The sequence below is a fragment of the Pseudotabrizicola sp. genome, from assembly GCF_030656345.1.
Classification (GTDB): domain Bacteria; phylum Pseudomonadota; class Alphaproteobacteria; order Rhodobacterales; family Rhodobacteraceae; genus Pseudotabrizicola.
On sequence record NZ_JAUSNR010000002.1, the window covers coordinates 311,537 to 330,964 of the forward strand.

Annotated in this window: 21 protein-coding genes; 8 read left to right on the forward strand and 13 right to left on the reverse strand. The window is 64.4% G+C overall.

The features are described from left to right. Positions 1-28 precede the first annotated feature (28 nt). Genes Q7J44_RS01435 through Q7J44_RS01445 form a run of 3 tightly spaced genes read right to left on the reverse strand, consistent with a single transcriptional unit; the run spans position 29 to position 2,733 of the window. Positions 29-853: a C40 family peptidase gene (locus tag Q7J44_RS01435; protein WP_304876374.1), complete on the reverse strand. Its 825-nt coding sequence runs from the start codon at positions 851-853 to the stop codon at positions 29-31. Next, the gene (locus Q7J44_RS01440; protein WP_370692932.1) at positions 853-2,283 is read right to left on the reverse strand and encodes a M17 family metallopeptidase; all 1,431 of its coding nucleotides are present in this window, start codon (positions 2,281-2,283) and stop codon (positions 853-855) included. The genes Q7J44_RS01435 and Q7J44_RS01440 overlap by 1 nt, the downstream gene beginning before the upstream one ends. A 60-nt stretch (positions 2,284-2,343) precedes the next feature. After that, positions 2,344-2,733 (reverse strand): hypothetical protein, encoded by a 390-nt coding sequence (locus tag Q7J44_RS01445; protein WP_304876298.1) that lies wholly within the window; start codon positions 2,731-2,733, stop codon positions 2,344-2,346. A 143-nt stretch (positions 2,734-2,876) separates the two neighbouring features. Here Q7J44_RS01445 and Q7J44_RS01450 point away from each other — a divergent pair, with 143 nt between their 5' ends. Genes Q7J44_RS01450 through Q7J44_RS01460 form a run of 3 tightly spaced genes read left to right on the forward strand, consistent with a single transcriptional unit; the run spans position 2,877 to position 4,864 of the window. Further along, positions 2,877-3,521: a carbonic anhydrase gene (locus tag Q7J44_RS01450; RefSeq protein ID WP_304876300.1), complete on the forward strand. Its 645-nt coding sequence runs from the start codon at positions 2,877-2,879 to the stop codon at positions 3,519-3,521. 50 nt (positions 3,522-3,571) lie between these two features. After that, positions 3,572-4,552: a sodium-dependent bicarbonate transport family permease gene (locus Q7J44_RS01455; protein ID WP_304876302.1), complete on the forward strand. Its 981-nt coding sequence runs from the start codon at positions 3,572-3,574 to the stop codon at positions 4,550-4,552. A 3-nt stretch (positions 4,553-4,555) separates the two neighbouring features. Beyond that, positions 4,556-4,864, forward strand: coding sequence for a transcriptional regulator (locus tag Q7J44_RS01460; protein WP_304876304.1), 309 nt, complete (start codon positions 4,556-4,558; stop codon positions 4,862-4,864). Between the two features lie 71 nt (positions 4,865-4,935). Here Q7J44_RS01460 and Q7J44_RS01465 read toward each other — a convergent pair whose 3' ends face one another. Further along, a complete protein-coding gene (locus Q7J44_RS01465; protein WP_304876306.1) occupies positions 4,936-5,958 on the reverse strand; it encodes an aspartate-semialdehyde dehydrogenase in 1,023 nt (340 codons plus the stop codon). 122 nt (positions 5,959-6,080) lie between these two features. Beyond that, a complete protein-coding gene (locus Q7J44_RS01470) occupies positions 6,081-7,247 on the reverse strand; it encodes an MFS transporter (RefSeq protein ID WP_304876308.1) in 1,167 nt (388 codons plus the stop codon). Between the two features lie 147 nt (positions 7,248-7,394). On the opposite strand from Q7J44_RS01470, the gene Q7J44_RS01475 reads away from it, so the two are divergent. Next, positions 7,395-8,447 carry a DUF4424 family protein gene (locus tag Q7J44_RS01475; RefSeq protein ID WP_304876310.1) on the forward strand — a complete coding sequence of 351 codons (1,053 nt, stop codon included), beginning with the start codon at positions 7,395-7,397 and terminating at the stop codon, positions 8,445-8,447. Between the two features lie 22 nt (positions 8,448-8,469). On the opposite strand, the gene Q7J44_RS01480 is transcribed toward Q7J44_RS01475, so the two are convergent. From Q7J44_RS01480 to Q7J44_RS01495, 4 genes are all read right to left on the reverse strand, one after another. Further along, a complete protein-coding gene (locus tag Q7J44_RS01480; protein WP_304876312.1) occupies positions 8,470-9,711 on the reverse strand; it encodes an MFS transporter in 1,242 nt (413 codons plus the stop codon). A 95-nt stretch (positions 9,712-9,806) separates the two neighbouring features. After that, on the reverse strand, positions 9,807-10,619 hold the full coding sequence (locus tag Q7J44_RS01485; RefSeq protein ID WP_304876314.1) for an aldo/keto reductase: 813 nt from the start codon (positions 10,617-10,619) through the stop codon (positions 9,807-9,809). Between the two features lie 218 nt (positions 10,620-10,837). Continuing rightward, positions 10,838-11,968 (reverse strand): Gfo/Idh/MocA family protein, encoded by a 1,131-nt coding sequence (locus tag Q7J44_RS01490; protein WP_304876316.1) that lies wholly within the window; start codon positions 11,966-11,968, stop codon positions 10,838-10,840. Positions 11,969-11,975: 7 nt separating this feature from the next. Continuing rightward, on the reverse strand, positions 11,976-12,677 hold the full coding sequence (locus tag Q7J44_RS01495; RefSeq protein WP_304876318.1) for a GntR family transcriptional regulator: 702 nt from the start codon (positions 12,675-12,677) through the stop codon (positions 11,976-11,978). Positions 12,678-12,778: 101 nt separating this feature from the next. Here Q7J44_RS01495 and Q7J44_RS01500 point away from each other — a divergent pair, with 101 nt between their 5' ends. From Q7J44_RS01500 to Q7J44_RS01510, 3 genes are read left to right on the forward strand one after another with little or no spacing between them, the layout of a single operon-like run. Beyond that, the gene (locus Q7J44_RS01500) at positions 12,779-13,936 is read left to right on the forward strand and encodes an LLM class flavin-dependent oxidoreductase (RefSeq protein ID WP_304876320.1); all 1,158 of its coding nucleotides are present in this window, start codon (positions 12,779-12,781) and stop codon (positions 13,934-13,936) included. After that, positions 13,936-14,829: an aldo/keto reductase family oxidoreductase gene (locus Q7J44_RS01505; RefSeq protein ID WP_304876322.1), complete on the forward strand. Its 894-nt coding sequence runs from the start codon at positions 13,936-13,938 to the stop codon at positions 14,827-14,829. Before Q7J44_RS01500 ends, Q7J44_RS01505 begins: the two co-directional genes overlap by 1 nt. A 29-nt stretch (positions 14,830-14,858) precedes the next feature. Next, positions 14,859-15,356, forward strand: coding sequence for a flavin reductase family protein (locus Q7J44_RS01510; protein ID WP_304876378.1), 498 nt, complete (start codon positions 14,859-14,861; stop codon positions 15,354-15,356). A 136-nt stretch (positions 15,357-15,492) separates the two neighbouring features. On the opposite strand, the gene panC is transcribed toward Q7J44_RS01510, so the two are convergent. Together panC and panB are read right to left on the reverse strand one after the other, a co-directional pair. Beyond that, positions 15,493-16,338 carry a pantoate--beta-alanine ligase gene (gene panC / locus Q7J44_RS01515; protein WP_304876324.1) on the reverse strand — a complete coding sequence of 282 codons (846 nt, stop codon included), beginning with the start codon at positions 16,336-16,338 and terminating at the stop codon, positions 15,493-15,495. After that, positions 16,335-17,171 carry a 3-methyl-2-oxobutanoate hydroxymethyltransferase gene (gene panB, locus Q7J44_RS01520; RefSeq protein WP_304876326.1) on the reverse strand — a complete coding sequence of 279 codons (837 nt, stop codon included), beginning with the start codon at positions 17,169-17,171 and terminating at the stop codon, positions 16,335-16,337. Before panB ends, panC begins: the two co-directional genes overlap by 4 nt. 189 nt (positions 17,172-17,360) lie before the next feature. Between panB and Q7J44_RS01525 the strand changes: the two genes are divergently transcribed. Beyond that, the gene (locus Q7J44_RS01525) at positions 17,361-17,702 is read left to right on the forward strand and encodes a cupin domain-containing protein (protein WP_304876328.1); all 342 of its coding nucleotides are present in this window, start codon (positions 17,361-17,363) and stop codon (positions 17,700-17,702) included. Here the strand turns inward: Q7J44_RS01525 and Q7J44_RS01530 are convergent. Both Q7J44_RS01530 and Q7J44_RS01535 read right to left on the reverse strand, forming a co-directional pair. Continuing rightward, positions 17,689-18,582, reverse strand: a complete 894-nt coding sequence (locus Q7J44_RS01530; RefSeq protein WP_304876330.1) for a DMT family transporter — start codon at positions 18,580-18,582, stop codon at positions 17,689-17,691. The genes Q7J44_RS01525 and Q7J44_RS01530 overlap by 14 nt on opposite strands. Positions 18,583-18,664: 82 nt before the next feature. Next, entirely contained in the window at positions 18,665-19,390 is a 726-nt protein-coding gene (locus Q7J44_RS01535) for a L,D-transpeptidase (RefSeq protein WP_304876332.1), read from the reverse strand. Positions 19,391-19,428 lie beyond the last annotated feature (38 nt).

Here is a 19,428-nt window from a genome sequence, read left to right on the forward strand (position 1 = left end):
CTCTGTCCTGTTTACCGAAGATCGACCGTCAGGGAGAGATGAGACGTCGGCGCGCCGTCACCGGGCCGCCGTCCTGCGCCAGAATGCGGGCGATGGCACCGGCGATCGGCTCGTAGGCCACGGTCATCGTGTGGCCATTGGCATGAAGAATGCGCCGGGCATCCACCACCCATGCGACATGTCCGGCCCAGAACATCAGGTCACCGCGCTGCACGGCCATGTTATCGGCCAGATCCTGACCCAAGGATTGCTGCTGGTCGCTGTCACCGGGGCAGGGCAGGCCGCAAGCCAACAGCGCCGCCTGCACCAGCCCGGAACAGTCGATCCCCGCTGCCGAGTTCCCGCCCCACAGATAGGGCGCGCCCAGAAAGGCTTCGGCCACCGCCACCGGATCATCCGGGCGGTCGTGCGTCCCGCGCAGATGGGCCAGCGGCACGAACCCCATCTGGGTTTCGGCAAAGCTGCCAAGGATGCCCGACACGGTCAGCAGCGCGCCGAACGGCAGCGCCTCGCGTTCTGGGGCCTGCACCTTTGGCCGGGAATACAGATGGCTGGACCGGGCGGCGACCCAATGGGTGGGGGTTGTGGCCGGGCCGATGGCCGATGCCGCCAGCCAGCCGCAATAGCCGTCCTTGGCGGCCTGCACAAAGGCGTGGTCGTCCTGCAGGTCGATCACCGTCACCGCATCGCCCATCAGCAATTGCCGGTCCCGCGCCCCGCCCGGATGGGCCAGCAGATCGGCGAGCGGTTGGCGCACACGTGCCGCCTCGCCTTCGGTAAAGGTCGCCTCGACCTGCCCGCGCAGGGAGGGAAGGGCCAAGCGGCCCGAAAACGGGGTGGTGCGGCGGTCCATCATAGGCCGAGCATGCCTGGCAGTGCATGAAACAGCGCCCGGGCACCCTGACCGACCCCGCCCTTTGGCCGCGCGGGCAGGTCGGCGGGGGTATGGCCGTAAATGTCAAAATGCGCATAGCGCGGGGTGTTCACAAAGCGGCGCAGGAACAGCGCGGCGGTGATCGCCCCGGCAAAGCCGCCCGACGGCGCATTGTCCAGATCGGCGATGCCCGGTTCGATCATCGGCTCATAGGCATCCCAGAACGGCAGCCGCCAGACCGGATCGAACCCTGACGCCGCCCCTGTGGCAATCGCATCTGCCATGGCGGGATCGTCGGTGAAATAGGGGGCCAGATCCGGCCCCACCGCCACGCGGGCAGATCCGGTCAGCGTGGCCATCGATATGATCGTGGCACCTTCTTCCTCACTCGCATAGGTCAGCGCATCGGCCAGTATCAACCGGCCCTCCGCATCGGTGTTGTTGATCTCGACCGTCAGGCCACGTCGTGAGGTCAGAATGTCGCGCGGGCGCATCGCGGTGCCGGATACGCTGTTTTCCACTGCCGGGACCAGCACCCGCAGCCGCAGCGGCAGGCCAAGCCGCATGACCATCAGCGCAAGACCCATGACCGTGGCGGCCCCGCCCATATCCTTCTTCATCAGCAGCATCCCGGACGATGGCTTCAGATCCAGCCCGCCGGTGTCAAAACACACGCCCTTGCCCACCAGCGTCAGCTGCGGGCCTGTGGTGCCCCAGCGCATCTCCAGCAGGCGCGGCGCGCGCGGCGAGGCGCGGCCGACCGCGTGGATCATCGGGAAATTCTGCGCCAGCAGGTCATCGCCGACAATCGCGGTGGCAGTGGCCCCATATTCTTTGGCCAAAGCAAAGAACGCGGCCTGCAGGTCATCGGGGCCCATGTCATTGGCGGGGGTGTTGATCAGGTCACGGGTCAGATACTCGCCCGCAGCCATCGCCAGAAGGGTTTTGCCATCCATTCCGTCCGGCACTTTCAGCCGGGGGAGCGGCGCCCGTTCCTTGCCGGGGCGGTAGAGGTCAAAGTGGTAGCTGGCCAGCAGCCAGCCCAGCACGGCCTCTGTCCGGGCAGCGTCGGTCAGCGTGCCTGAAAGATGCCAGTCGCCCGGTGGCAGGCCAGCCACTGCCTTGGCCAGCCCAAACCGCCCGCGCGCCCGCGCCGGGGCGGCGCCGCTGCCGATCACGGCCCCGGCAAGGCCAGATGCCCCGGGCAGCAGGCGCAGATCACCCAAGGCCGCCTTGAATCCCGTTGCGTCAAGCCACCCCGCCCAAGCCTGCCCCGGCCCCGCCAGCCAATCCGGCAGATCATCGGGCGCGATGACATGCAGGGGCAAGGATGCGGCATCAGCAGGCGCAAATTCGGGCAGGGCGGTCATGGTCGGAGGCATCGCAGGGGGCATCTGGGGCGGGGTCATCTGACGGTTCCTTCTGGGTCGCCAAAGCCTAGCCTTTCCCGCGCCACCCGCAAGCCCCCGCTAGATGAGTGAGCGGTCCAGCCACTCTTTGTCGGGCGACAGCGCCCCTTCGGCAATGCGGATCAGCCGCGCCCAGACCGCCGCAAATGCAGTCGAATCGCCCGAGGCCAGGCAGCTCCGCACATCGCCCGCAACCAGCGCGAGCGAGATCATGCCCAGATTGTCCGCCATCCGCTGCAACCGGCGCAGATGCCGCGACAGATCGGACATGTCATGCGCATGCACCTGACTGGCCAGCCCGGCCATGGTCACCGCTACCTGGGCCAATGCCCGCATCACCACCTGTTCTGCCGAATCCGTGCCCAGATCGCGGTAAATCGCGGCGATCGGCTCGGCATCGTGCCGCAATCTTTCCTGCGGCCGAAGCCGTACCACATTGCCAGCCTGCATATCCCACACCTCTTGTTCACACCCGTCGTCAGACTGGGCGCTGTCTGTTGAAGAAAAGGTTGCAGCTGCAGAATAATCCCTCTCGAATTTTCTGCGATTGCTGCGTATCAGGACATGTTGCCCATTTCAGGAGGCCGTTCGGCATGGATGCAGCCCGCCCCCTTCCGCAGTATCTGATCCAGCGCTTTCATGGCTGGCGCGCAACCACCTATCAGGACAACAAGGCATGGTTCCGCCGGCTCGCCGCCAGCGGTCAGCATCCGCGGGCCATGGTGATTTCCTGCTGCGACAGCCGGGTGCATGTCACCTCGATCTTCGGCGCGGATGAGGGCGAGTTTTTCATTCACCGCAATGTCGCCAATCTGGTGCCGCCCTATTCACCCGATGGCACCTATCACGGCACCTCGGCCGCGGTGGAATATGCGGTGACCTCGCTTGGTGTCGCGCATATTGTCGTGCTGGGGCATTCCAATTGTGGTGGGGTCAAGGGCTGCCACGACATGTGCATGGGCCACGCCCCGGCGCTGGAGGAAAAGACATCCTTTGTCGGACGCTGGATGGACATTCTGCGCCCCGGGTTTGAACGGGTGCGCGATCTGCCGGATGCCGACCGCCCGCGCGCGCTGGAGAAAGAGGCGGTGCTGGTCAGTCTGGAAAACCTGATGAGCTTTCCCTTCGTGAAGGATGCGGTCACCGATGACCGGCTGACGCTGCACGGGCTGTGGAATGACACGGGCGAGGGCACACTGGAACATTACGATCCGCTGCGCGGGTTTGTGGCTGTCTGATCTTGTCATAGATTAATCGCTCCCCATATCGGCGCGAACAGGGGGCTTCAATGCAGGATATTCTCTCTCTGGCGGCAGACAATCTGCTGTCTCCCATGATCCTGTGCTTTGCACTGGGGTTGTTCGCCGCATTGGCGCGGTCAGAGCTGACGGTTCCAGAGGCGGCGGCCAAGGCGCTGTCGATCTATCTGCTGTTTGCGATCGGCTTCAAAGGTGGGGTTGCGGTGGCCGATCACGGGGTCGATGCGCGGCTGATCTCGGCGCTGCTGGCCGGGGTAATGCTGTCTTTCGCGCTGCCGCTTGTGGCCTTTGCCCTGTTGCGCGGGCTGACGCGGATGTCGGTCACCGATGCGGCGGCAGTCGCGGCGCATTACGGCTCAATCTCGATTGTCACCTTTGTCACAGCCACCTCGGTGCTGGCCTCGCAGGGGATTGCGTCCGAAGGCTATATGGTTGCCGTTGCCGCCGCGATGGAGGCCCCTGCGATCATATCGGCGCTGTGGCTGGTCAGCCGCGCGGGCAGCGGCGCGCAGCGGATGGATGCCGATCTGTGGCGCGAGATTTTGCTGAACGGGTCGATCGTGCTGCTGGTCGGATCTTTCGTGATTGGCATGGTGACCGGACAGGACGGCATGGTGCGGATCGAAAGCTTCATCGTCTCACCGTTTCAGGGCGTGTTGTGCCTGTTCCTGCTGGATATGGGGCTGGTCGCCGGGCGGGGCCTGCGGGCGTCGCGCGGGGTGCTGACGGCGGGCGCGCTGGTGTTCGGCGTGGTGATGCCGCTGGTGGGTGCGCTGGCCGGGCTGGCGGTCGGGATGCTGCTGGGGCTGTCCACCGGGGGTGTCGCGCTGATGATGGTGCTGGCGGCATCTGCCAGCTATATCGCAGTGCCCGCTGCGATGCGGGTGGCGCTGCCCGAGGCGAATCCGTCGATCTATCTGACCCTCTCGCTGGGGGTGACCTTTCCGTTTAACCTGACACTTGGGATTCCGGCCTATATCGCCGTGGCCCAGGCCCTGACCGGAGGCTGACAGATGCAGACCCATGCCGCCAAACGTGTTGAGATCATTATCGAAGCCCCGATGCAAAGCCGGTTGACCGATGCGCTGACCCGCGCCGGGGTGACTGGCTACACCGTGCTGCCGGTTTTGGGCGGTTCAGGCCGGTCAGGTGAGTGGACGCGCGAAGGTCAGGTCGGGCGCGGTGGCATGGTGGCGGTTGTCTGCCTGATCCGGCCGGAGCGGCTGGAGCATCTGCTGGATGCCGCCTTTGCCGTGGTCGAGCGGCATATCGGCGTGGTCTCTGTCAGCGATTGCGAAGTGCTTCGGGCCGAACGGTTCTGAGCGCGCCCGGTGGGGCAGCCATGAAAAAGCCCGCCGGAGGGCGGGCTTTTCCGGTCTGATGGCTGAACGCCTCAGCCCTTTTTCAGGCACCGCTGGCCCAGCACTTCGGCGATCTGAACCGCGTTCAGCGCAGCCCCCTTGCGCAGGTTGTCTGACACAACCCAGATGTTCAGGCCGTTCTCGATCGTCTCATCCTGACGGATGCGGCTGACATAGGTGGCATATTCGCCCACACAGTCGATCGGCGTGATGTAGCCACCCGCCTCGCGCTTGTCGACCACCAGCACCCCCGGCGCTTCGCGCAGGATATCGGTGGCTTCTTCCCAATCGAGGTAATCTTCAAATTCGATGTTGATCGCCTCGGAGTGGCCGACAAACACCGGCACCCGCACGCAGGTGGCGGTGACCTTGATTTTGGGGTCGAGGATTTTCTTGGTTTCGACCACCATTTTCCACTCTTCCTTCGTGTCGCCGGAATCGAGGAACACGTCGATATGCGGAATCACGTTGAAGGCAATCTGTTTGGGGTAGACCGAGGGCTTCACTTCCTGACCCGGCACGTAGATGCCCTTGGTCTGGTTCCACAGCTCGTCAATCGCCTCTTTGCCGGTGCCGGAAACTGACTGGTAGGTCGACACCACCACCCGCTTGATCCGGGCACGGTCGTGCAACGGCTTCAGCGCCACCACCATCTGCGCGGTCGAGCAGTTGGGGTTGGCGATGATGTTCTTGTTCTTGTAATGCACCACCTGATCGGCGTTCACTTCGGGCACGATCAGCGGGATCTGCGGGTCGTAGCGGTAGAGCGACGAGTTGTCGATCACCACACAGCCCTGGCTGGCGGCCCTGGGCGCATAGATTTTCGTCGCATCCGAACCGATGGCAAACAGCGCAATGTCCCACCCGGTGAAATCGAAGGTGTCCAGATCCTTGGTCTTGAGGGTCTTGTCGCCAAAGGAAACTTCAGTCCCCAGCGACTTGCGGCTGGCAAGTGCGGTGATCTCATCCACGGGAAATTCACGCTCGGCGAGGATATTGAGCATTTCCTTGCCCACATTCCCCGTCGCGCCCACGACAACGACTCTATAGCCCATCCGTCCCTCCATGCGTCAAACGACGCTGCGCAATACCGCAAAGGGGGGGCAGGGGGAAGGGTTGATGAAGAAAGAGTGGGGGCCAGCCCCCACACCCCCGGGATATTTTCGAACAGATGAAGTCAGTCGGTGCGGTCTTGCGAGAAGGCGTAGACGATCAGGCCCGCCGCAAGGAACAGCGCGATGAAGCCGAAGATCGCGGCGGTGGGGGCCGAGGCCGGATCGGGCGCGGTGGTGGCGTGGATGCGGCCGGTGGCCAGTTGCAAAAGGCCCACGGGCGCGATGCCGAACAGGTTCAGCAGCGTGACGCCGCGCCCGGTCAGATGGGCGGGGATAAAGGCGCGGCCATGGGCGATGACCATCGGAAACGACGCTCCGGCAAAGCCCAAGCCCGTTAGCAGGGCGATGGTCAGGGTGGGGCTTTGCGGCGACAGCCACAACCCGACCAGCGCTGCAAGCGCCAGCGCATTGCCGCCAAGGATCAGCCATTTGCGGGTGCCAAGCGCGCGCTCCAGCGGACCATAGGCAAAGCTGCCCGCCACCATTCCCAGTCCCATGATCAGGCTGACCTGCCCGATCCACGCCGCATCGGCACCAAACACGTCGCGGAACAGCGGCCCGACCCAGAGACCACGGATAGACGCGGCGGGCGCATAGCAGACTGCCATCATGATCAGCATCGGCCACAGCGCGGGCATGCGCAACAGGTCCAGCAGGCTGCCCTTCTGCCCGCCCGGGCTGCGGGCAGGGTCGCGCAGCAGGGCAAGGATCGCCAGTGCCACCAGCGCCGTGATCGCGGCCAGCCCCCAGAGCGAGGCGCGCCAGCCAAAGGCTTCAACCGCCAGTGACAGCGGCACCGACGCCACCAGATTGCCCAGACTGCCGATGCCGACCGTGGCCCCGGCCAGCGTGCCGAACACCACAGGCGAATAGCTGCGCGCGAAGATGTAATAAGACGCCATCAGCACCGGCGAACACCCGACGCCGATCAGCACCATGGCCAGCTTAATCGCCCCCGGCCCGGTCGCCATCGCAAAGATCACCGCGCCCACGGCCCCGATGGCCATCAGCACGGCAGAGGTCAGGCGCGGACCAACTCGGTCCAGCGCCTCGCCCACCGGGATCTGCATCACGGCAAAGGCCAGAAACCACAGGCCAGAGGCGGCAGCCAGATCACTGGCCGTGGCCCCCAGATCGCGGTCCAGCACCGGGGTCAGCACCGCCAGAAAGGCGCGGTAAAACTGGCTGAGGACGTAAGCCCCCAGCAGGGCAGCAATTCCGGCGCGCATCGGGTATCCTCTTGCTTGGCGCGCGACCATTGCAGGGTCGCGCAGGCGGGTCAACCAGCGCAAATACATCGGCCGGGGCCAGAAACCGGCCTTGCCGCAGCGGTGCCCGGCGGGCAGAGTGGCGGCGCATCTGATCGGAGCCCTATAATGCGATTTCTTGCTATGCTGGCCGCAGGGCTTATACTGACAACCGCGCCGGTGGCGCAGGCGAATGATGGCTTCGGCGGTCTGAGCGCGACGGGGCTGACCTTTGGCCAGACCAACGCCATCGCGATGGAGGAAGAAGACCTGTTCGTCAGCCCCGAACAGGTACGGGTCGATTATGTGTTCCGCAACCTGACCGATGCGGATGTCACCGGCGAGGTGATCTTTCCCTTGCCACCGATTGCGCTCAGCTCTCTGATGAACTCGGATTACAATCTGCCCGATGACCCCGGCCAGCCCGATCTGGTCAATTTCCGCGCGGTTGTGGATGGCGTCGAAGTGCCGGTCCGCATCGACCGGATCGCCGTGATCGAGCCTGCGTGGGAAGAGGGCCGCCCGCTGTCGCAGCAATATGACACGCCGGGCGCGGATGTGACGGCGCTTTTGCAGCGCTATGGTCTGCCGCTGGTGCCCGATGCCGATGCGGTGCTGGCAGCGCTGGACCAGATGGATGCCCGCACCTTGCGTGCCATGGCAGAGGATGGGCTGGTAGAGGCATTCAATGACGGGCCTGACCTGACCGGCGAAGACGTGATGCCGCTCTGGTCGGTCGTCCTGCGCTATCACTGGACCCAGACCTTTTCGGCCGGGCAGATGCTGCGCGTCTCGCACAGCTATGACAACCGGCCGCCGGGGGGCATTTTTGTCTGGCAAGACCCGCCAAATGCCGAATGGCTGGCGGGGCTGAGCCAGCAATACTGCATTGATGCCGCCACCTCGCGGGGGCTGGCAAAAACTCTGGCCGCGTCAGCGGCTGATGGCATGGTGACAGGCGCGGCCTGGCACATCTCGTATGTGTTGCGCACCGCGAATTCCTGGGCCGGGCCGATTGGCCGGTTCCGGTTGACGGTGGACAAGGGTGATGCCGGCCATATCCTGTCGCTCTGTGCCAACGGGGTCAAGAAAACCGGGCCGACCACCTTTGTGGTCGAATACCGCGATTTCATCCCGTCGCAGGATCTGGAGATCCTGATTGTCGCCCCGTTCGGGCATTGAGGCATTCCCAAAAGCGCCCGCCTCAGGCCGGCAGCGCCATCAGCGGCTTTTCCCGGATCGGCAGATGGACGATGGCTGAAAACGCCCCGACGCCGACGCCGATCCACCAGACCAGAGTATAGTCGCCGGTGATGTCATACATCCTGCCGCCCAGCCAGACCCCCAGAAACCCGCCGATCTGATGCGACAGGAACACAAACCCATAGAGCGTGCCCATATAGCGCAAGCCATAGATATGCGCGACAAGTCCCGAGGTGAGCGGGACCGTCGCCAGCCACAAAGACCCCATCACGGCGGAAAAGATCAGCACCGATTCCGGGGTGATCGGCAGCAGGATAAAGGCGGCGGCGGCGATGGTGCGCGCCACATAAATGCCGGTCAGCAGGTATTTCTTGGTATAGCGTTTGCCCAGCCAGCCCGCCGTCAGCGTGCCCGCAATGTTGGCCAGCCCGATCACTGAAATCGCCACAGCACCCAGTGCCGAGGTGCTGTTGATCCCCATCCCCGCCAGCATGCCGCCCGGATCAATCGGGCCACACAGCTCGGTCACAAAGGCCGGGAAATGCGCGGTGATAAAGGCCAGCTGATAGCCACAGCTGAAAAACCCCAGAAAAATTAGGCTGAACGACGGGTCCTTGAAGGCGCGGGTCAGCACCGTACCCATGCTTTCCTCCAGTTCCGCCCGGCTGGCAACGTGGGGAGAGCGGATGAAGGGCAGTGCAAACAGGCTGCACAGGATCAGCCCCGCGAAGATCACGAACACCTCTTGCCAGACATAGGATTGCAGGAGGTATTCCGCCAAAGGTGCGCCGAATACCTGGCCCATCGACCCGGCAGCGGTGGCGATGCCCAAGGTCATCGACCGGTGCTCGGGTGCGGCGGCCCGGCCCACCACCGCCAGCACCACGCCAAAGCCGGTGCCGGCAATGCCAAAGCCTACCAGAATTTCCAGAAACTGGTGCTGGCCGGGTGTCACCGCAAAGGAAGACAGCACCAGCCCGGCGGCATAGACCAGCGCGCCCGCCACAATGGCCTTGCGGTCGCCAAACCGCTCGGCCATCGCGCCGAACAGCGGCTGACCAATACCCCAGGCCAGATTCTGGATCGCGATGGCTAGCGAGAATTCTGCCCGCGCCCAGCCGAAATCTTCGGCAATGGGGATCTGGAACACCCCGAAACTGGCGCGGATCGAAAACCCCAGCATCAGGATCACGCATCCGGCGATCAGGACAGGGGTGATGATGGGGGCCTTGGTCTGGGTCATGGCAACGCTCCTGTCAGGCGCGGCACGATGTGCCCGGACCGGGGCGGCGTCAAATGCTGTTTTGTGATGCGCACAATCCGGCGTGCCGATGGGCTTCAGCTGAATGTGCGCGGGTCTGGCCCAAGGCGGGTGCCGGCATCCAGTGTGGCCATCGCCGCCATCTCTTCATCGGTCAGGCTGAAATCGCAGGCCGCCAGGTTCTCCGCCAGCCGCCCGGCATTGGTGCTGCGCGGAATCACCGAACAGCCCAGCTGCACATGCCAGCGCAAGATCACCTGCGCCGGGGACTTGCCGGTGCGGGCGGCCACTGCCTGCACCGGGGCCGCATCAAACGACTGGCCCTTGCCAAGCGGTGTCCAGCATTGGGTGACAATGCCCAGCCGGTCATGCAGGGCCCGCAGTTCGGTCTGCTGCAACGCCGGGTGCAGCTCAATCTGGTTCAGCACCGGGGTCACGCCGGTTTCACCGATCAGCCGCTCCAGATGGTCGCCCATGAAGTTCGACACACCAATAGATTTGACCCGCCCCTCTTCGCGCAGCCGGATCATCGCGCGCCAGGTGTCCAGATACAGACCCTTTTCCGGGCAGGGCCAGTGGATCAGCACCAGATCCGGCTCCATCCCCAGCCGCGCCACCGACTCGTCAAAGGCGCGCAGCGTCTCGTCATGGCCCTGACGGTCGTTCCAGATCTTGGTGGTGACAAACAGCTGATCGCGCGCCACAGACCCGTCGCGCACGCCCTGACCAAGACCCGCTTCATTGCCATAAATCGCCGCCCCGTCGATCAGGCCATAGCCCATGCCGATCGCAAAAGACACGATGCGCGCGGTCTGATCTGCCGGAATCTGCCAGATGCCAAGCCCGAGCGCCGGAATCCGGTTTCCATCATTCAGCTTCAAAACCGTCATCATCGTCTCCAGAAAGTCTGGGCGCAGGGAACAGATTTCGAGGTCAAGATGCAAGCGCGAACTGCCCTTTCCATCCCGGCTTTGCAGCTTTTCCAAATACTCCGGGGGAGTCGCGCGCCGGTGCGGGCCGGCTGGCCACGGGTGCTTGCGCCGCGCGACGGGGGCAGCGCCCCCTGAAAAAACGGCTTGCCCCCGCCCTTCGCGGGGGCGCAATCAGATCACCTCTGGTGGCCTTGCGCAGCGGTCGGGGCATAGGCGGCACGGGTCAGGTCTACCGCCTGCCCGGTCGCGGCACTTTCCTGCGCCGCCATGCCGATGGCCACCGCCCACCAGCCATCCAGCAGGCTGACCTCGGGGGTCTGCCCGTCGCTTACCACGCGGGCAAAGCCCTGATGCTGGTAAAAGGTGCTGCCATTGTGATCGCCCGCCGCCAGCAGTCCCGGGTCCACCGGCACGTCCAGTTCCTGCGGGCCCTTGGGGTCGCGCGGGCTGACGATCACCTTCGGCACCGGGGCTGCGCCCAGATGCGCGGGCCAGAACCGCCCCGGGCCGGGGACAAGACAGTCGATCCGGCCCTTTGGCCCCACCGCCGTGATCTCTTCCTGATAGCGCGCGCCTTCGGCGAACATGCACAGTTCCAGCATGGCGCGCAGGCCGTTTTCAAATTCGACAATCACGAAAGCATTGTCCCAGATATCAGGGATCTGGCCGTCATAAAGCTCGTTCAGATGGTTCACTGCCTGACCCGCCGAGGCCATCACCCGCACCGGATCGCATCCGGCGATCAGCCGCATCAGGTCAAAGAAATGGCAGCATTTTTCCACCAGCGTACCGCCGGTGTTGCAGTTGAAGCGGTTCCAGTCGCCGACTTTCTCCAGAAACGGAAAGCGGTGTTCGCGGATGGTCAGCATCTTTATCCCGCCGGTCGCGGCTTTGGCCTGCGCGATCAGATGCGCAACGGGCGGCATGTAGCGATATTCCATCGCCACCCAGATCGGGGCAGGGTAGGCGCTGCGCAGCGCGGCCAGACGCGGGGCATCCGCCGGGTCGGTGAACAGTGGTTTTTCACACAGGATCGGCAGGGGGCGGATCGCGGCAATCTCCTCCAGCTGCGCAAGATGCATATAGTTCGGCGACACGATCAGCAGGCAGTTCACCTGCGCATTGGCCACCACATCGGCCAGATTGTCCGCCATCACCGCGCCCGGTGCCAGCTTTGCCGCCTCTGCCCGCATCGCAGCGTCCGGCTCGAAGATCGCGGCCACGCTGGCACCGTCGATCAGCGCGATGTTGCGCAGATGCTCCTGCCCCATCATGCCGCAGCCGATGATACCGTATCTCAGATCCATGTCAGCCTCATTTCAGGCGGGCCACATAGGCCACGCGGTCAGGGTCATACCAGGTAAAGGACGCCTCGACCGACTGGCCGTCCTGTCCTTCGGTGATGCGGGTGATTTTTGGCAACAGGGTGCCGGGGGCGTGCGGAAATTCCGCCGGGGCCCAGCCGGGCAGGGGGCCAAGGCCGATGCGGTCTTCGGCGCGCGCGATCCAGAGGTTCAGGCGCTGGCGGTAAAACAGATAGAGCGATTCCGACAGATCCTCTGGCGCAATCCTGTCGACCAGCGCGCCGTCCAGCCAGATCTCCTCCACCGCCGCCACCACGCCGGACAGGAACCGCAGGCGGCGGATGCGGTGGCCTTCACTGCTGATACCAAAAGCGGGCAGGGCGGGGTCTTTCGGCAGCCGGTCCACCGACAGCACCCGGGCGGTTGGCAGACCGCCGCCTTCCAGCAATTCGATCCGCAGCAGCGCATAGACCGACGTCGGGTCCGCCTTGGCGCGGATGTAATTGCCCGACCCCTGTATCCGCTCTACCAGCCCTTTGCCCGCCAAGGCCTTCAGCGCCTGCCGCAGGGTGCCCACGGCAATGCCCAGACCGGCCGCCATGTCGCGTTCGGGCGGCAGGCGTTCGCCGTCGATCAGCCGCCCCGCCGCGATATCACGGATCAAAAGCTCGCTGATCTGCAGATACAGGGGCAATGCGCCGGGGGATGACATATCGGTGCCGTAAATTGATACAGGATTGATCTATATCATTTCCAGTGCTACGCAAGAAAAAACGTGGGTCTGATGCGCGGGTTTTCAGGGAGGAAAATGTGATGACAGTGGTGCCAGTCACCTCGGCTGATCTGGACGCGAGCGAGGTCAGCTGGTTCGCCGCCCTGTGTTCGGACGATTACGCATACCTCGGCGTGCCCGATCCGGCGATGCGGTCCAGCTGGGCGCATTGTTCCGGCATCGTGCAGCGCGCCGAAAGCCACGGCTTTCGCAACATTTTGTGCCCGTCATCCTATCAGGTCGGGCAGGACACGCTGTCCTTCGTTGCGGGCTGTGCGCCGATCACCGAACGTATCAACTTCCTCGCCGCCATCCGCTGCGGCGAGATGCAGCCGGTGATGCTGGCCCGCACCGTGGCCACGCTGGACCATATGCTGCAGGGCCGGCTGACACTGAATGTCATCAGTTCCGACTTCCCCGGAGAGGTCGAGCCAAGTGCATTCCGCTACAAGCGCAGCCATGAGGTGGTGGAAATTCTGCGGCAGGCCTGGACACAGGACCACATCGACTATGCGGGCGAGGTCTATCAGATCAGCAAGATCAGCGCCGACCCGGCCCGGCCCTATCAGCAGAACGGCGGACCTTTGCTGTATTTCGGCGGCTATTCCCCCGATGCGCTGGAACTGTGTGGCGCGCAATGCGACGTCTACCTGATGTGGCCCGAAACCAAAGACATGCTGGCACAGCGGATGCGCGATGTGCACGCCCGCGCCGCCGCCCATGGCCGCACGCTCGACTACGGGCTGCGCGTGCATATGATCGTGCGTGACACCGAGGCCGAAGCGCGGGACTACGCCGAACACATTGCCAGCAAACTGGATGACGAATACGGCAAGCTGATCCGCGACCGGGCGCATGATTCCATATCGCTGGGTGTCGCGCATCAGGCGCGTGCACGCGAATTGGCCGACCAATTCGGCTATACCGAGCCGCACCTGTGGACCGGCATCGGCCGGGCGCGGTCGGGCTGTGGTGCGGCGCTGGTCGGCTCCACCGATCAGGTGCTGAGCCAGATTGAAGAGTACCGAAAAATGGGCATCCGGGCTTTCATCTTTTCGGGGTATCCCCATCTTGATGAATGTGACCATTTCGGCACCAAGGTGCTGCCACAGCTGAAAACCTGCTCGCTCCCCCACGCATATGGCCGCGTGCCCGCCAGCACCCCGGCCACCCCTTTAGGAAACGGACCACGCCGCTGATGGAAAAGATCGCCCTTTCGCCCGACGTCTCGCTCTCGCGCCTTGTCTATGGCATGTGGCGGCTGGGCGATGATGAAAACACCACCCCCGCCCATGTGCAGGCCAAGGTCGAAGCCTGCCTTGCCCAAGGCATCACCACGATGGATCAGGCCGACATCTATGGCGGCTATACCGCCGAGGCGCTCTTTGGCGCGGCCCTGAAAGCCGCCCCCGCCCTGCGTGACCAGATCGAGATTGTCACCAAATGCGATATCATCGCCCCCGCAGGCCGCCATGCCGCCGCGCGGGTCAAGCACTACGACACATCGGCGGCGCATATCACCGCATCGGTCGAGGCATCCTTGCGCGATATGGCGACCGACCGGATTGATCTTTTGCTGATCCACCGCCCCGATCCGCTGATGGACCATCACGAAACCGGCGCGGTGCTGGATGCGCTCGTGGCTGGCGGCAAGGTGTTGTCTGTCGGCGTGTCGAACTTCCGGCCCTGGGATTTCCAACTGCTGCAAGCGGGCATGACCACGCCCTTGCGGACAAATCAGATTGAGCTGAACCTGATCTCAAACGCCGCCCTGACCAATGGCGATATCGCCTTTCACCAGCGCCACGGGCAGCCCCTGATGGCGTGGAGTCCGCTGGCCGGTGGCAGCTTGCTGTCGGCATCGCAAACGCCGCTGCGCGCGGCATTGCACCGGATCGGGGTGGAACAGGGCACTGACTGGTCGGCGGTCGCGGTGGCATGGCTGCTGCGCCATCCGGCACGCATTTTGCCGGTGATGGGCACCAACAGCCTTGACCGGATTGCGAAACTTTCCGACGCCTGCCGTGTTGAAATGGATCGCCAGACGTGGTTCGAGCTCTATACCCATGCCATAGAGCATGAAGTGCCGTGATGGCAGACGGCCAATGCGCCGATGGAGCGATGATGACAGAAACGGTGTTTACCCCCGAAGCCAACCCGCGCGCGTTCCGCGACGCGCTTGGCCGTTTTGCCACCGGGGTGACCGTGGTGACCTGCGCCACGGCAGAGGGGCCGATGGGTTTCACCGCCAACAGCTTTGCCGCCGTGTCGCTCGACCCGCCGCTGGTGCTGTGGTCGCCGGCGCGATCGTCCAGCCGGTTTGAGCATTATGCCCAAGCGCAACATTATGCGATCCATGTGCTGGATCTGGCGCATGCCGACTGGCTGGCCCGCTTCGGGCGCGGCGGCGCGGGGTTCCACGGGCTGAGCCATGAGCTGACGCCGGAAGGGGTGCCGGTGATCCACGGCGCGCTGGCGCGCTATGAATGTGTGCAACACACCACGCATGACGGCGGCGATCACCTGATCGTGGTGGGCCGCGTTTTGCGCGCGGCATACCGCGAGGGCGCGCCACTGGTGTTTTCGCAGGGCAGCTATGGGCAGTTCGCTGAGGTGTGAGTGTGCGCCGGTGGGGGAGGGCGGGCTGGGGCTCTGCCCCAAGCTCATTGGTCTCTTGAACCAATGGCGAAACCAATGAGCAACCCGGGATACTTAGGGACTGAAAATGGGCTGGAGCATGGCCTGAAAAGGCGCTTCAGACCGGGATATTGTCGATCAGCCGCACACCGTCCAGCCAGCAGGCGGCCAGCATCCGGCGCGGGCTGGCGGGATCGTCTGATGGCATCAGGGTCGCGGCATCGCGCAGCTCGATATATTCCACCCGTTCAAACCCCGCCGCTCGGATCGCCTCGGCGGCCTCCCGGATCGCCATACGGTCGGATTGTCCGGCGCGGATGTCTTCTGCCGCCGCCGTGATCGCGGTGTAAAGCACCCCGGCCTTCGCCCGCCCCTCTGGCGTCAGGCGGACATTGCGTGACGACATCGCCAGCCCGTCGGCCTCGCGGATGGTTTCACAGCCGACGATCTGCACCGGCATGTTCAGATCGCGCACCAGCCGCAGCACGACCTGCAGTTGCTGCCAGTCTTTCTGGCCGAAATAGCCACGGTCGGCCATGGTCATGCCGAACAGTTTGCTGACCACGGTGGCCACCCCGTCGAAATGCCCGGGCCGCATGCGGCCTTCCAGCGGTTCGGACACACCCGCCACCGACACGGTGGTCTTGAACCCCTCGGGGTAGACCTCATCGCGCGTGGGTGCAAAGATCAGGTCCACCGGCACGGTGGCCAGCAAGGCCGCGTCTGCTTCTTCGGTGCGAGGGTATTTCAGCAGATCATCGGGGTTGTTGAACTGCATCGGATTGATGAAAATCGTCGTGATCACCCGATCACACTCTGCCCGCGCCGCACGGGCAAGGCTCAGGTGGCCGTCATGCAAAGCGCCCATGGTGGGGACGACGCCGATCACCTGTCCGGCCGCCCTCCACGCACGGGTATGGGCGCGCAATTCGGCGACGGTGCGGACGATTGTGAGAGGACTCACGATTTGGCCTTGGCGGGCAGCACATCGGCAAAGGCATGTTCGGGGCCAGGGAAGGCCCGTGCGCGCACGTCGGCGGCATAGGTGGCGATGGCGGCATCGGCGAGTTTGCCCAGCTCGGCGTACCGTTTGACGAATTTTGGCCGGAAGTCGGTGAACAGGCCCAGCATGTCGTCGATCACCAGCACCTGCCCGTCGCAGTCGCCCCCGGCACCAATGCCAATGGTCGGGATGCTCAGCGCGGCCGTGATCCGGCCCGTCAGGCCCTGCGGCACCTTTTCCAGCACGATGGCGAAGGCGCCCGCCGCTTCACACGCGCGGGCGTCGGCCATCACCTTGTCGGCCTCTGCGTCGCGGCCCACCACCTTATAGCCGCCCAGCGTGTTGACCGATTGCGGCGTCAGCCCGATATGCGCCATCACCGGCACCCCGCGCGCGGTCAGAAACGCGATGGTCTCGGCCATATGCGCCCCGCCTTCCAGTTTGACACAAGGCGCGCCGGTTTCGGCCATCAGCCGTGCTGCGTTGCGGAAGGCCTGCTGCGGGCTTTCCTCATAGCTGCCGAAGGGCAGGTCGATGACCGGCATCGCCTTGGTCAGCCCGCGCATGACGGACCGGCCATGCAGGATCATCATCTCCATCGTCACGCCCACGGTTGATGGCAGGCCATGCAGCACCATGCCAAGGCTGTCGCCCACCAGCACCATATCGCAATGCGGATCAACCAGACGCGCCACCGGCGTGGTATAGGCGGTCAGCATCACCAAGGGCTGGCCGCCCTTGCGGGCCGTGATGTCTGGCGGCAGAACCGGGCGGACGGGTGTGGTGGCGCTCATGATCGTCTCCTGCCTGTGACACCCGGCAGCGGGGCGTCCTTAAACTGCCTGACATCAGTGCATGACCGCGCGGGGATGCGCAAGAATATTGCGCCGCACTGCGGCACATCGGGGAGCTGCAGCAAGGGGCGGGCTTGACGCGGGGCCGCCCGCCGTGCCCCATGGCCGCAACATTTGCCGGAGGCCACCATGTCCCTGATACAACCCGTCACCCGCGAAGGCTCCATGCCCGAGGAAGAACGCCCGAACCCCGACAAGCTTGTTTCGGGCGATCCGGTGCATACCACCTGGAACCTTGAGGAGGTGGACGGGCTGTATTGCGGCATGTGGCAATCCACCCCCGGCGCGTGGCGGGTGTCCTATGCGGAATGGGAATATGTGCATATCCTGTCCGGCCATTCCATCCTGCGCAGCGAGGACGGGTCGGAAACCCATCTGCGTGGCGGCGACAGCTATATCATCCGCCCCGGGTTTGCTGGCGTCTGGGAAGTGGTGGAAACCACGCTGAAGGATTACGTCATACGGGCTTAGGCGGTTTTGCCTTGCGGCTGACCAGCGCCACGCCTGCCCCTGCCAGGGCCAGCCCGGCCCAGGCCATTGGCGGCATCGCCTCGCCCAGAAGGGGCCAGGCGAACAGCGCCGACATTGCGGGCACCAGATAGAACAGGGCAGACACCCGGCTGACCTCTCCCACCCGGATCATCGCCAGCAGCAGCGACATTGCCAGCAGCGAATTGCCGATCACCAGATAGGCCATCACCGCGATGAACTCCGCATCCCAGGACACCGCCATGGTTTCGGTCAGCAGTGCGATCGGCAGGGTAAAGGCGGCCCCCACGGCATATTGGATCATGTTCGACGTGACCGGGTGCAGAGTGATGCCGAACCGCTTTTCATACAGCGTCCCGGCGGTGATCCCGAGCAATCCCCCGACCGCCAGCAGCAGCCCCCATGGGTTTTCCGCCTGCACCTTCGACCGGGCAAGGATCACCACCAGCGCGCCCGCGAGGCCAAGGCCCAGACCCAGCCACGCCCGGGGGCTGACCACTTCGCCCACGAAACGCGGCGCGATCAGGGCGACAAGAATCGGCTGCAGGCAGACCACAATTGCCACCCCCGCCGCCGAGACCCCGGATTTGAACGCCAGATAACACAGGCCGAAATAGCCGACCTGTATCAGAAAGCCGACCACGGCCACATCCAGCCATCCGCGCGCCGTGGCGGGCATCGGCGGGCGCAGGGCCACGACAAAGGGCAGCAGCACCACCAGCACAAGGCAGTAGCGCAGCGCCAGAATGGTCATTGGTTCAGCGTGGCCCAGCCCCAGTTTGGCGATGGCAAAACCCGCCGACCACAGCACCAGAAACACGGCAGGGGCGGCGATCAGCCAGAGGGGGCGCGAAACTGTCATGCGGCGGACTATTGCCGGGCCGCCGGGGAAAGAAAAGGGGGGCCGCGCCGCCCGTGGCAAATGTCACGGGCAGCGCCTGAAATTACAGCGTAACGTAGTCGCCGCCGGTTGCCGGCATACCGTCGCGCGGGTCGTCGAACACCGGGGGCTGCGTGTTTGCAGACGGGCCGTAGATCAGTTCGGGGTCCACGGTGCGTGACGGCAAGTCAACGCCGCGTCCGAAGTTTTCCGGGTCCACCCGCAGCGCCTCTGCCTCGGTGCGGACGTGGACCGGGGTGCCGATCGGCACCAGTTCGAACAGGTGGATGATGTCCTGATTGAACAGGCGAATGCACCCTGCCGACCCGGAATTGCCGATGGATTCCATGTCATTGGTGCCATGAATACGGAAATAAGTATCCCGCCCGCCTTGATACAGATACAGCGCCCGCGCGCCCAAGGGGCTGCGCAGACCACCCGGAATGCCGCCGGAAAACGGGCCGTAGACCTCGGGCTCGCGGCGGATCATGTTCTGGGTGGGGGTCCAGCCCGGCCATTTGCGTTTCAGCTGGATGGTGCCATTGCCGGCAAAGGCCAGACCCGCGCGGCCAACACCAACCGGATAGCGCACGGAATTGGCACCCTCCTGCACGAAATACAGGAACTTCGAGTATGGATCGACGTCGATGGTGCCAATCGGTTGCTCGCCCAGATATTGCCCGGTGATCCGGCGGTTCGGGCTTTGGGTGTATTGGCCCGGAATGCCGGGCAGCGTGTAGCCGCTGTCAAATACCGGGCCGTAACCGGGCAGGAACCCGGCTGAGAACATTGGTTGATCCGAACCGGGCACCGCAGGGGCGCAGGCGG